Here is a 13,197-nt window from a genome sequence, read left to right on the forward strand (position 1 = left end):
ACTGCACTCGCCGATTGAGCGTTGCGCCCGGTACGCAACTTCCTATCATGGTTGGGCCGTTGATCGCGCCGCGCCGATGCGGCGTCAGATCTGCAGCGCCCCCCTCGCATCTCCTATCGGAACCGGATACGGCCATGAATCCCAAGCTGGAAGTCCTTACCCCGCAGAACTGTCAACTGATCTTCATCGACCACCAGCCGCAAATGGCCTTCGGCGTGCAGTCGATCGATCGCCAGGTCCTGAAGAACAACACCGTCGGCCTTGCCAAGGCCGCGAAGATCTTCAACATCCCCACCACCATTACGACCGTCGAGTCGCAGAGCTTCTCGGGCTATACCTACCCGGAATTGCTCGATGTGTTTCCGGATCAGGAACTGCTAGAACGCACCTCGATGAACTCCTGGGACGACCAGAAGGTGCGCGATGCCTTGGCAAAGAACGGCCGCAAGAAGGTGGTCGTCTCGGGCCTGTGGACGGAAGTGTGCAACTGCACCTTCGCGCTATCGGCCATGCACGATGCCGACTACGAGATCTACATGGTCGCCGACGCCTCGGGCGGCACGTCGAAGGAGGCGCACGACTACGCCATGCAGCGCATGATCCAGGCCGGCGTGGTGCCCGTGACGTGGCAACAGGTGCTGCTGGAATGGCAGCGTGACTGGGCCCACCGCGACACGTATGACGCCGTCATGAAGCTGGTCAAGGAACACTCCGGTGCCTATGGCATGGGCGTGGACTATGCCTACACGATGGTGCACAAGGCTTCGCAACGCACGGCCACGCCGCACGAGGCGCTGGCGCCCGTGGCGGCCAACTGATCGCGCTGCCGCCCCTAAAAGAAGACGCTGCTCCGGCCGGGCGACGCATGTGCAACCGCATGCGTCGCCCTGTCGTCCATTCAATCAGCCACCACCCTCTCTCATTCCCATGCAAACGATTACCACCCAAGACGGTACGCGTATTTTTTACAAGGACTGGGGCAGCGGCAAGCCCGTCGTCTTCTCGCACGGCTGGCCGCTCAATGCCGACGCCTGGGACGCGCAGATGCTGTTCCTGGTGCAGAAGGGTTTTCGTGTCATCGCGCATGACCGGCGCGGCCATGGCCGTTCCGACCAGCCGTCGCAGGGCAACGACATGGACACCTATGCCGACGACCTGGCAGCGCTGCTCGATGCGCTCGACATCCAGGGCGCCACGCTGGTCGGCCACTCCACAGGCGGTGGCGAAGTCGCGCACTACATCGGCCGCCATGGCACCAGGCGCGTCGCCCGCGCGGTGCTGATCGGCGCAGTGCCGCCCATCATGCTCAAGACGGCATCCAACCCGAAGGGCTTGCCGATGGACGTGTTCGACGGCATCCGCAAGGGTGTGGCCGACAACCGCTCGCAGTTCTACCGCGATCTCGCCACGCCGTTCTTCGGCTTCAACCGGCCCGGCGCAAAGGTCTCGCAGGGCACCATCGATGCCTTCTGGGCGCAGGGCATGACCGGCGGCATTCATGGCCAGTACCTGTGCATCAAGAAATTCTCGGAGGTCGACTACACCGAAGACCTCAAGAAGATCGACGTGCCGGTGCTGTTCCTGCATGGTGACGACGACCAGATCGTGCCGATCGACGATTCGGCCAGGCTGGGCGTGGAGCTGGTGAAAAACGGCACGCTCAAGGTCTATCCGGGCGGCTCGCACGGCATGTGCGTGACCGAAGCGGACAAGGTCAACGCGGACCTGCTGGCGTTTATCACCGGCTGACCTGGGCGGGCGGCGCACGTCGAGCGCGCCGCCCTTCGCATTCTGGATCTGGAGCCCTCGCTTTGAAGCCCTACCTCATCTCCATTGGCGTCGGCATGCTGGTCGGCGTCATCTATGCGCTGCTGCACGTCCGCTCACCGGCGCCACCGGCAATTGCGCTGGTCGGGCTGCTCGGCATGCTGATCGGCGAACAGGTCGTACCGGCCGCGCAGCGCCTGCTGGCCGGCGAGCCGATCACCACGGCGTGGTTCCGCCACGAGTGCGTGCCGAAGATCACGGGCGCACCGCCCCAAGTGCCACCCGCGGCGCAACCAACGGACCTGGCCGCCACCGGCGGCTCTGGCGGCACCACGCCGCGCAACCCGAGCTGACGCCATGACACGCCTTTCGCTCGACCCCTTGCACGCTGCGGCCCCTGCCGATACCGCCCTGCACGTTGGCCTGCTGTTCCTGCGCCTGACCGGCAGCGCCCTGCTGATTGCCGTACACGGGCTGCCCAAGGTGCTGCACTACAGCCAGGAACTCACGCGCATTGAAGACCCGTTCCACATGGGCGCCGCCCCCACACTGCTGCTGGCGATCCTGTCGGAAACGCTGTGTCCGCTGCTGGTTGCGCTCGGCCTGCTCACACGCTTGGCGTGTCTGCCCATCGTCGCCACGTTGCTGGTGGCCATGCTGGTGGTGCATCCTGACTGGTCGCTTGCCGATGGGCAGTTCGGATGGATGCTGCTGATCATCTTCACCACGGTCCTGATTGCCGGACCCGGACGTTTTTCGATCTACCCCAAATACTGACGCAATGACCGCCGACCTCATCCTGCACAACGGCCGCATCCACACGGTCGACCGCGAACGCCCCACCGCCAGCGCCGTTGCCGTGCGTGACGGCCGCTTTGTTGCCGTGGGCGACGATGCGACCGTGATGGCCCAGCGCGGCGCCTCCACCCAGATCATCGACCTGCGCGGGCGCACCGTCATCCCCGGCCTGAACGATTCGCACCTGCACCTGATCCGGGGCGGGCTGAACTACAACCTGGAGCTGCGCTGGGAAGGCGTGCCCTCCCTGGCAGACGCGATGCGCATGCTCAAAGAGCAAGCTGCGCGCACGCCGTCGCCGCAATGGGTACGCGTGGTGGGCGGCTGGACGGAATTCCAGTTTGCCGAGCGCCGCATGCCCACGCTGGAAGAGCTGAACCAGGCCGCACCCGATACGCCCGTGTTCGTGCTGCACCTGTACGACCGGGCGCTGCTCAACCGCGCGGCGCTGCGCCAGGTCGGCTACACCAAGGACACGCCGAACCCGCCGGGCGGCGAGATCCAGCGCGACGCGTCCGGCGAGCCCACCGGCATGCTGATCGCCAAGCCCAACGCGATGATCCTGTACGCGACGCTGGCCAAGGGGCCGAAGCTGCCGCCGGAATACCAGGTCAACTCCACGCGCCAGTTCATGCGCGAACTGAACCGCCTGGGCGTGACAAGCGCCATCGACGCAGGCGGCGGCTTCCAGAACTACCCGGAAGACTACGAAATCATCCGCGAGCTGTCGGCGCAGAACCAGCTCACCATCCGCATCGCTTACAACCTCTTCACGCAAAAACCGAAAGAGGAACTGGCCGACTTCAAGAACTGGACCGGCAGCGTGCAATACCGCCAGGGAGATGACTTCTTCCGCCACAACGGCGCGGGCGAAATGCTCGTCTTCTCCGCAGCCGACTTTGAAGACTTCCTGCAGCCGCGCCCCGACCTGCCCGAGACGATGGAACAGGAACTGGAAACCGTGGTGCGCCACCTTGTTGCGCAACGCTGGCCGTTCCGGCTGCACGCCACCTACGACGAATCGATCTCGCGCATGCTCGACGTGTTCGAGCGCGTGAACCGCGACATTCCGTTCAACGGCCTGCCGTGGTTCTTTGACCATGCGGAGACGATTTCGCCGAAGAACATCGAACGCGTGCGCGCACTGGGCGGCGGCATCGCCATTCAGGATCGCATGGCCTTCCAGGGCGAATATTTTGTCGACCGCTACGGCGCTGCCGCCGCAGAACAGACGCCACCCATCAAGCGCATGCTGGCCGAAGGCGTGCCGGTGGGCGCCGGCACCGACGCCACGCGCGTGTCGAGCTATAACCCGTGGACGTCGCTGTACTGGCTGGCGAGCGGGCGCACCGTGGGCGGCATGGCGCTGTATCCGGAGGGGCTGCCGCGCGAGGTGGCGCTGGAGCTGTACACGCACGGCAGCGCATGGTTCTCGGCAGACCAGGGCAACAAGGGGCAGATCAAGGTCGGGCAACTCGCCGACCTGGCAGCGTTGTCGGCGGATTTCTTCAGCGTGCCCGAGGCCGACATCAAGACCATCGAATCGGTACTGACGGTGGTGGGCGGCCGTATCGTCTACGGGGCAGCGGAGTTCTCCGAGTTCGGCCCGCCGCCCATTCCGGTGCTGCCGGAGTAGTCGCCCGTGGCACGCGTGCCGGGGCACTGGCGGCCGGCTGCGCCGTTGCAGCAGCAGGTGCACCAGTGCGTTGGCTCATGCTCCGTGCACGGCCATGCGCACCAGAAGGCCCGCACGGCCAACGTGCCCACGACCGACTTCCGCGGCTTCTGGGGCGCCTTCGGGTGTTCGTGCTTTGCCTTCTGAAACGGCGACGACTGCGACGGCAGCGCCAGCGTCGGCGCGTTTCCTGATCGCCCAGGGAACGCTGCTGGCGTTTGTCGCCGGCTATGTGGATGTGGTCGGCTTTGCGGCGTTGTTTGGGCTGTTCACCGCGCACGTTACGGGCAACTTCGTGATGATCGGCCTGGAGCTGGCGGGCTCCGGGCAAGGCGTGCTGGCCAAGCTGCTAGCGCTGCCGATGTTCGTGCTGGCCGTGGCGGCGACCAAGCTGGCCGTGACAGCGCTCACACAGCGCGGTGTGGCGCCGCTGCGGCCGCTGCTGTTCGCGCAGGCCGTGCTCCTGCTGGCGTTCATGGTGGCGGGGTTGCTGGCGCTGCCAATTCAATCGGCGGATGCACCGGCCACGATTGTTGTCGGGCTCATCGGCGTTGCAGCGATGGGCGTGCAGAACGCCAAGGCGCGCATCGTGCTGTCGGAGCATGCACCCACGACCATCATGACCGGCAACACCACGCAGATCGTGATCGACGTGGTGGAGTTGCTGTCGCCGGGTGGTACGCAGAAGGATGTTGCGCGCACGCGATTGCGGAAGATGGTGCCGCCGCTGGCCGGGTTCGCCACGGGCGCGGTGCTGGGGGCGTTGGCGTTTGCAACGTTTTCGTTCTGGTGCGTGTTGCCGCCGGTGGGGATCTTGGTGGCCCTGGCTGTGATGCAGCGGTAGGTTTTGTTTTTGTGTCGTGGATGTTTTTTGCCTACGCCGGCGGCGGGCGGGTGTGGTTCAGCCCCCCTTTCGTTCCCTGCCGGGACCGACTCACTTTTCTTTGTCTTGCCAAAGAAAAGTAAGCAAAAGAAAGGCGCGCCCGAGATGGCGACTTCCCCTTGAATTTATGTCGCAGAGAGGGGAAGGGAAAAACTCGCTTCGCTCAGACAGTTTCCCTTCCTTTTTCCTCTCTGCAACAGAAATTCAAGGCGCCATCTAGGGCCCCAACGGCCACACCATCGAAGCACAACTGCAGTCGCAGATAGCAGCACAACGCGAAGCAAAGCGAGCAGCAACAGCAACAAGCAAGAGCCACTCGGGCACGCAGACCAACGGTTTGGTAGTTGACGTTCCTGCCCTAGATGGCGCCTTGAATTTTCGTAAGCGGGCGGAAAAAAGGCGGGGAACTGTCTGAGCGAAGCGAGTTTTCCCCGCCTCCGCCCGGTTACGCAAATTCAAGGAAGGGGTCGCCGTCTCGGGCGCGCATTTCTTTGCTTACTTTCTTTGGGCAAGACCAAAGAAAGTGAGTCAGCCCCGGCAGGGGATGAAACAAGGGATGCACCACAAACAAAAAACCAAAACCCAAACCCAAACCCAAACCCCCTACATATTCCGCCGATACTCCCCCCCCACCTCAAACAACGCATGCGTAATCTGCCCCAGCGAGCAAACCCGCACCGCGTCCATCAACACCGCAAATACGTTCTGATCCTCGATCACCGCCCGCTGCAGGCGCTGCAGCATGGCCGGCGCTTCCCCAGCATGCCGTGCGTGAAAATCCTGCAGCCGCGCGAGTTGGCTCTGCTTTTCCTCCTCGCTTGAGCGCGCCAGTTCAATGTGCGGCGGCACCACGCTCTCAGCGTCCGGATTGCGGAACGTATTCACACCGATGATCGGCAGCGAGCCGTCGTGCTTGCGCTGCTCATACAGCATCGACTCTTCCTGGATCTTGCCCCGCTGGTAGCCGGTTTCCATCGCGCCAAGCACGCCGCCGCGCTCAGCAATGCGCTCGAACTCCTGCAGCACGGCTTCTTCCACCAGGTCCGTCAGTTCATCGATGATGAAGCTGCCCTGGTTCGGGTTCTCGCACTTGGCCAGGCCCCATTCGCGGTTGATGATGAGCTGGATGGCCAGCGCACGCCGTACAGACTCGGCCGTCGGCGTGGTGATGGCCTCGTCGTACGCATTCGTGTGCAGGCTGTTGCAGTTGTCGTAGATGGCGATCAGCGCCTGCAGCGTCGTGCGGATGTCGTTGAAGGCGATCTCCTGCGCGTGCAGGGATCGGCCTGACGTTTGCACGTGGTACTTCAGCTTCTGGCTGCGCTCGGTCGCGCCGTACTTGTCACGCAGGGTCACCGCCCAGATGCGGCGCGCGACGCGGCCGAGCACGTTGTACTCCGGGTCCATGCCGTTGGAGAAGAAGAACGACAGGTTCGGCGCGAAATCGTCGATGTGCATGCCGCGCGCGAGGTACGCCTCCACATACGTGAAGCCGTTGGCCAGCGTGAAGGCGAGTTGCGAGATCGGGTTCGCGCCCGCCTCGGCAATGTGGTACCCCGAGATCGATACCGAATAGAAATTGCGCACCTGGTGGTGCACGAAATATTCCTGGATATCGCCCATCACCTTGAGCGAAAACTCGGTCGAGAAGATGCAGGTGTTCTGCCCCTGGTCTTCCTTGAGGATGTCGGCCTGCACCGTGCCGCGCACGTTCTGCAGCACCCATGCGCGGATCTTCGCCTCCTCGTCCTGCGTTGGCTCGCGGTGGTTGTCCGCGCGGAACCGGGCCAGGTTCTGATCGATGGCGGTGTTCATGAACATTGCCAGGATCGTCGGTGCCGGCCCGTTGATCGTCATGGATACCGACGTGGCAGGGCTGGTCAGATCAAAGCCGTCGTACAGCACTTCCATATCGTCGAGCGTGGCGATGGACACGCCCGAATTGCCGACCTTGCCGTAGATGTCCGGGCGCAGCGCCGGGTCTTCGCCGTAGAGCGTGACGGAGTCGAACGCGGTGGAGAGCCGCTTGGCGTCCATGCCTTCGGAGACGAGCTTGAAGCGCCGGTTGGTGCGGAAGGCATCGCCCTCGCCCGCGAACATGCGCGTCGGGTCTTCGTTCTCACGCTTGAAGGCAAACACGCCGGCGGTGTACGGAAAACTGCCCGGTACGTTCTCGCGCATCAGCCAGCGCAGTACTTCGCCATCGTCTTCATAGGGCGGCAGCACGACCTTGCGGATGGTGGTGCCGGAGAGCGTGGTGTGCGTAAGCTGCGTGCGGATTTCCTTGTCGCGGATCTTCACGACGTATTCGTCGCCGGAATAAGCACGGCGCAGGTCAGGCCACATGGCGAGCAGCTTGCGTTCGGTGGCGCCGAGTTGTGCGTCGCGCTCGGCCGCTTGCTTGTCCAGTGCGGACAGCGTCTGCACGGTGGCGCCCGCCTGCTCCAGCATGCGGTGGCTGGCCCGCAACTGCTGGCGCTCCCGCGCGAGGCGGCTTTGCGCATCGACGCGGCGGTGGTAGCTGCGCACCGTATCGGCCAGCTCCGCCAGGTAGCGCACGCGCGCGGGCGGCACGATGGCGTCGTGGCTGGTGGAACATTTGCCGGCCGGACGCGGCAACGTGCGCTCGGCCAGCGCCATGCCGCGCTCGGTCAGCCGATCGGCCAGCGTGTGATACAGCGCCGTCACGCCGTCGTCATTGAAGTGCGAGGCCTGCGTGCCGAACACCGGCATGTCTTCAGGCCGGGCATGCCATTGCTCACGGTTGCGCTGCACCTGCTTGGCGACGTCGCGCCACGCGTCTTGCGCGCCCTTGCGGTCGAACTTGTTGATGGCCACCAGATCGGCAAAGTCGAGCATGTCGATCTTCTCCAACTGGCTGGCGGCGCCAAACTCGGGCGTCATCACATACAGCGACAAATCGACATGCGGCACGATGGCCGCGTCGCCCTGTCCGATGCCGGAGGTCTCGACAATGATGAAATCGAACCCGGCGGCACGGCATGCGGCAATCACGTCGGGCAGCGCGTCGGAGATCTCACGACTGGCCTCCCGCGTGGCCAGCGAGCGCACGAAGATATTCGGATGATTGATCGCGTTCATGCGAATGCGATCGCCCAGCAGGGCGCCGCCCGACTTGCGCCGCGACGGATCGATCGAGATGACGGCGATGCGCAGCGCGTCCTGCTGGTCGAGCCGGAAGCGGCGGATCAACTCATCGGTGAGCGACGACTTGCCCGCACCGCCCGTGCCCGTGATGCCGAGCACCGGCGTCGGCGTGGCCATCGCAGCCGCGTGCACGGCCTCGCGCAGTGCCGGATCGATACGGCCCGATTCCAATGCGGTGATCAATTGCGCCAGGGCGCGGCGGTCGCCGTTGGCGACGGGCTCCAGCGTGGCCGGCGCATAGATGGAGAGATCGATATCGCAGCGCTGCACCATGTCGGCAATCATGCCGGCCAGGCCCATGCGCTGGCCGTCTTCGGGGCTGTAGATGCGCGCGACGCCGTAGTCCTGCAACTCGCGGATCTCCGTCGGCACGATCACACCGCCCCCGCCGCCGAACACCTGGATGTGCTCGCCGCCGCGTGCGCGCAGCGCGTCGATCATGTACTTGAAGTATTCGACGTGGCCGCCCTGGTAGCTGGACACCGCAATGCCCTGCACGTCTTCCTGCAACGCGGCGTTGACCACCTCGTCTACCGAACGGTTGTGCCCGAGGTGGATCACCTCGCAGCCCATCGACTGCAGGATGCGCCGCATGATGTTGATCGACGCGTCATGCCCGTCGAACAACGATGCGGCCGTCACGAAGCGCACCTTGTTGCGCGCTGGCGCAGGCTCGCTGGCGGGCGTGGGATCGGCCGCGCGGGCAGCGGAAAGATCGGTCATGTCTCCACCTTCGAAAAGTGGGCGCCGGCGTTGGATGTGTTGTACGACGCACAAGGCGAGGCGTGCCGGTCGGCGGGTCGAACAGACAGTATTTTCGGGGTTGACGCACTCGTCAACCGGCCGCACGGTCGCCAGCACTTCCAGTGCGTCGTTACCTGCAGCTTCATGGTGCTCGGAGCGCGATTCCGTCCAACAGGCACGCCGCCGCCCCGCCGTGGTTTGCGCAAATGGGGGGGCGGGAACGGTCCGATCTCGGTGCAACACCCAGCTTGCACACAATCGATACAAATCGTTAGAGTCAGATTTTGGTCGGAGAGGGGTCCGGCCATAGGGGGATATTCCAATGCCAAGCCGCGCAACGATGCGCTGGTGTCTGACCGCCTTGCTGGCGTGGTCCGGCCACGCCCTGGCGTGGGACTACACGCCTGGCGCCATCCCGGGGCTGATCAGCGTGCTTGGTTTCCTGACCGTGCAATCGCAGGCGCTCGACCGCGCCATCCAGCGCTTTCCCGGCCAGCGTGAAGAGCTGATCCGCGCCCGTACCCAGTTCGACAACACCTTCCCGCAGGCGCTGGCCCGCACGCGCCGCCTGATCGCCGGCATTCCGCTATCCGACGACGAGCGGCAACTGCTGATCGAGCGCGCACTCGATATTCACCAGCCCAGCGTGATGACAGCCACCCAGACTGCCCAGACGGCCCACGCGCTGGCCGAGCGCGTGGTTGCACGTGCGCAAGGCAATCAGGATCGCGCCACGCTGCAGACGCTGCTGGCGGTGGTCTACGACGACCGCCCCGCCGATGAGCTGGGCAGCCGCTTCACACAGGCCGTGACGTTGTCTGACTGGCCGAATGCGCGCGGTGCGAGCCTCGGCCTGCGGCTGCCGTTCTCCTGGGAGCGCGTGCCGCCCACGCCGCCGCGCAAGCCCGACCCGGCGCGGGTGGCGATCGGCGCGTGGGCCAACCAGGGCGGCTCGGGGCTGTCGCGCATTGAACTGATCGTGCACCCCACCGAAGGCGACCCCGAAACCGTCCCTGACAGCCGCGAGCCTCGCTGGATGCGCGATGCCGTCAAGCAAGCTGTGGCCGCCCCTTGCCGGCTAATTGGCTGGGGTACGCAATCGTTCGGCGGGCGCCCCGGCGTGTGGGCCAGCTACATCGGTGAATCGCCCGGCCCGCACATCCCCCGCGCGCCGGGCAACACGCTGGTCGGCCGCGTCTTCATGGTGCCGACCGACGGCGCGCTGCTGATGCTGCACGTGCAGTCTCCCGCCACATCGCCCGAGCAGGCCAGCACCGTGCGCTTGCGGTACGAGCCGCTGTGGAACGCCGTGGCGGCATCGTTTAGCGTCGCGGGCGCCAAGCCGTAACCTTCCCAAGGCGTAACGCACCACGACGGCGCATTTGGCGCGGCGCTCGCACCAATTCAAGGCACTCACGCACCGATTTCGGGCTCGCCTCAACGCGCCGCCCGACCACGACCTCGCGCGCACGGCCCTGGTGCGCCATGTCACCTTTTTGCACACCGTTGGAACAAGAATTGCATCTGTCGGCGCTTTTTGCGTCATTTGTGGGCACGCACTGCACCCGGATGGCGCTGATCCCTCAACCCGCACGACAACCGCAATGAACTCCATCAAAACCGGGGGCGACGCGCTCTTCATCCTGCTGGGCGCGATCATGGTGCTGGCCATGCATGCCGGCTTCGCGTTCCTTGAGCTGGGCACCGTCCGCAAGAAGAACCAGGTCAATGCGCTGGTCAAGATCCTGGTCGACTTTGCCGTGTCGACCATCGCGTACTTCTTCATCGGCTATTCGATTGCGTACGGCGTCAATTTCTTTACCGGCGCCGATGTGCTCGCCCAGCAGAACGGCTATGAGCTGGTGAAGTTCTTCTTCCTGCTGACCTTCGCGGCGGCCATCCCGGCCATCATCTCGGGCGGCATTGCCGAGCGCTCGCGCTTCGAGCCCCAACTGGCGGCGACCTTCGTGCTGGTGGGCTTCGTCTACCCGTTCTTTGAAGGCATCGCCTGGAACGAGCGCTTCGGCATCCAGCACTGGCTGCAGAGCGTGACGGGCGCGGAGTTCCATGACTTTGCCGGCTCGGTGGTTGTCCATGCCGTGGGTGGCTGGATCGCGCTGCCGGCAGTGCTGCTGCTTGGCGCCCGCCACGGCCGCTACAGAGACGACGGCCGCATCGCCGCGCATCCGCCGTCGAACATCCCGTTCCTGGCAGCCGGCGCCTGGGTGCTGGCAGTGGGCTGGTTCGGCTTCAACGTGATGAGCGCGCAGACGCTCGACAAGATGAGCGGCCTGGTTGCCATCAACTCGCTGATGGCCATGGTGGGCGGCACGCTCACCGCGTGGTGGATGGGCAAGAACGACCCGGGCTTCTCGTACAACGGGCCGCTGGCGGGCCTGGTGGCCGTGTGCGCAGGCTCCGACGTGATGCACCCGCTGGGGGCGCTTGCCGTCGGCGGCATTGCGGGCGTGCTGTTCGTCTGGATGTTCACGCGCGTGCAGAACGTCTGGCGCATCGACGACGTGCTCGGCGTGTGGCCGCTGCATGGTCTGTGCGGCGCGTGGGGCGGCATCGCGGCCGGCATCTTCGGCCTCAAGGCGCTGGGCGGTCTGGGCGGTGTGTCGTTCTGGGCGCAGGTGGCGGGCACGGCAGGCGGCATTGTCATTGCGCTGATTGGCGGCACGGTGGTGTATGGCACCCTGCGCAAGCTCGTGGGGCTGCGGCTGGACCGCGAGGCCGAGTTCATGGGCGCCGACCTGGCGATCCACCGCGTCTCATCCACGCCGGAATCGGAAACGCACTGGTAAGCAGGGGCGTCGAAAGAAGACGCGCGCGGCGCTTGCTACAGTGAAAGCGTCTTCCCTCGCCCAACTGCAGGAGTGCCGCATGCCCGATATCGATCCGAATCACCCCATTACCGTGGAGTCGAACCCGCGCCGCGTGACGGTGAGCCTCAACGGCTTCACCATCGCCAGCACGCATCTGGCGCGCACGCTGCGCGAGGCGTCGTACCCGCCGGTGCAGTACATCCCGCGTGACGATGTGCAGATGAACCTGCTGGAGCGCACGCAGCATCACACGCATTGCCCCTACAAGGGCGACGCGTCGTACTACACCATCGTGGCCGGCGATGTGCGCGCCGACAACGCCGTCTGGACGTACGAACAGCCCAAACCCGTCGCGCGGGAAGTGGCGGGCTATCTCGCGTTCTATCCGGACAAGGTGACCATCAAGGAGGAATGAGTGCGCAGGCGCGGCTGACATGCCGCTGTCATGCAGGCGGCGCACGATATGCGTGTTCCTCTTCTCACGGATCCTCTTTCCGTGAAAGTTCCGAGACCCGGCGCAGCATGATCTGTGGCCGGGTATTTTTTTGGGCGGATGCCGGTGCTATTCTCGGCGGCACCATGCTGGACTTCCGCACTTACGGCCTCGCTGCACCTCCGCACTCGCACGACTTCATGCAGGTCGTGATGCCCGCACGCGGCATCCTGGAGATGGACGTAGACGGCCGCGGCGGCCGTGTCGACACGCATCACGCGGCGCTCATTCCGGCCGGCGCCACGCATGCGTTTGAAGCCACGGGCGCCAACCGCTTCATCGTGTTGGACATTCCCGGGCAGGCCGCTGACGCCCCCGGCCTGGGCGGCCTGGCCGATCGCGTGTTCTTTCCGCTCACGCCGGGCCTGCGCGCGCTGACGACGTGGCTGCAAGACGCGCCCATCGTCGACACGGTGCTGGCCAATGCGTGGTCGTCACTCGCGCTGGCGACGCTGGCCGCGCATCCGGCCAACCAATCCACGCAGATACGCGCACGCGCCGATGCGCGTGCCGAGCGCGTATGGCACGCGATCGAGCACCGCTACGCCGAGCCGCTCACCGTCGATGCGCTCGCCGCAGAAGTCGGTGTGAGCGCGCGTCGCCTCGCCACGCTGTTCCGTGCGGCATACGGCACCACGCTGCACGCGCATCTGGCCGAGGTACGGCTGCGGCATGCGTTGACGCTGCTGGAAACCACCGCCCTGCCCATCGCCGAGATTGCCGCGCGCACCGGCTACTACGACCAAAGCGCCCTAACGCGCCACCTCAAAGCCGCACACGGCATCACCCCCGCCGCGGTGCGGCGCTAGCCCCACCCATTTCCGTTTTTGCCAAAGCGCAG

The 13,197-nt window shown here is 65.2% G+C and carries 10 protein-coding genes and 1 pseudogene; 10 read left to right on the plus strand and 1 reads right to left on the minus strand.

The window, feature by feature from the left end:
- Positions 1-134 precede the first annotated feature (134 nt).
- The 6 genes and pseudogenes from BG83_RS0111610 to BG83_RS0111635 all read left to right on the plus strand — a co-directional run bounded on the left by BG83_RS0111610 (position 135) and on the right by BG83_RS0111635 (position 5,084).
- Positions 135-818, plus strand: coding sequence for a hydrolase (locus BG83_RS0111610; protein ID WP_024976877.1), 684 nt, complete (start codon positions 135-137; stop codon positions 816-818).
- 109 nt (positions 819-927) lie between these two features.
- Positions 928-1,749 carry an alpha/beta fold hydrolase gene (locus BG83_RS0111615; protein ID WP_024976878.1) on the plus strand — a complete coding sequence of 274 codons (822 nt, stop codon included), beginning with the start codon at positions 928-930 and terminating at the stop codon, positions 1,747-1,749.
- Positions 1,750-1,811: 62 nt separating this feature from the next.
- Positions 1,812-2,120 carry a XapX domain-containing protein gene (locus BG83_RS27745; RefSeq protein ID WP_024976879.1) on the plus strand — a complete coding sequence of 103 codons (309 nt, stop codon included), beginning with the start codon at positions 1,812-1,814 and terminating at the stop codon, positions 2,118-2,120.
- Between the two features lie 4 nt (positions 2,121-2,124).
- The gene (locus BG83_RS0111625) at positions 2,125-2,544 is read left to right on the plus strand and encodes a DoxX family protein (RefSeq protein ID WP_037031821.1); all 420 of its coding nucleotides are present in this window, start codon (positions 2,125-2,127) and stop codon (positions 2,542-2,544) included.
- Between the two features lie 4 nt (positions 2,545-2,548).
- Positions 2,549-4,387 (plus strand): annotated as a pseudogene (locus BG83_RS27750) (amidohydrolase).
- Positions 4,377-5,084 carry a YoaK family protein gene (locus tag BG83_RS0111635; protein WP_024976881.1) on the plus strand — a complete coding sequence of 236 codons (708 nt, stop codon included), beginning with the start codon at positions 4,377-4,379 and terminating at the stop codon, positions 5,082-5,084. Before BG83_RS27750 ends, BG83_RS0111635 begins: the two are co-directional and overlap by 11 nt.
- A gap of 642 nt (positions 5,085-5,726) precedes the next feature.
- Here BG83_RS0111635 and icmF read toward each other — a convergent pair.
- Complete coding sequence (gene icmF / locus BG83_RS0111640; protein WP_024976882.1) at positions 5,727-9,014, minus strand: fused isobutyryl-CoA mutase/GTPase IcmF; 3,288 nt, start codon at positions 9,012-9,014, stop codon at positions 5,727-5,729.
- Positions 9,015-9,357: 343 nt separating this feature from the next.
- Here icmF and BG83_RS0111645 point away from each other — a divergent pair, with 343 nt between their 5' ends.
- The 4 genes from BG83_RS0111645 (at position 9,358) to BG83_RS0111660 (ending at position 13,165) form a co-directional block, all read left to right on the plus strand.
- The gene (locus tag BG83_RS0111645; protein WP_024976883.1) at positions 9,358-10,383 is read left to right on the plus strand and encodes a hypothetical protein; all 1,026 of its coding nucleotides are present in this window, start codon (positions 9,358-9,360) and stop codon (positions 10,381-10,383) included.
- Between the two features lie 256 nt (positions 10,384-10,639).
- Entirely contained in the window at positions 10,640-11,842 is a 1,203-nt protein-coding gene (locus BG83_RS0111650) for an ammonium transporter (RefSeq protein WP_024976884.1), read from the plus strand.
- A 79-nt stretch (positions 11,843-11,921) separates the two neighbouring features.
- Positions 11,922-12,278: a DUF427 domain-containing protein gene (locus tag BG83_RS0111655; protein WP_024976885.1), complete on the plus strand. Its 357-nt coding sequence runs from the start codon at positions 11,922-11,924 to the stop codon at positions 12,276-12,278.
- 164 nt (positions 12,279-12,442) lie between these two features.
- Positions 12,443-13,165 (plus strand): AraC family transcriptional regulator, encoded by a 723-nt coding sequence (locus BG83_RS0111660; RefSeq protein ID WP_024976886.1) that lies wholly within the window; start codon positions 12,443-12,445, stop codon positions 13,163-13,165.
- Positions 13,166-13,197: the final 32 nt, after the last annotated feature.

This window comes from Ralstonia pickettii, assembly GCF_000607165.1.
Taxonomy (GTDB): Bacteria; Pseudomonadota; Gammaproteobacteria; order Burkholderiales; family Burkholderiaceae; genus Ralstonia; species Ralstonia holmesii.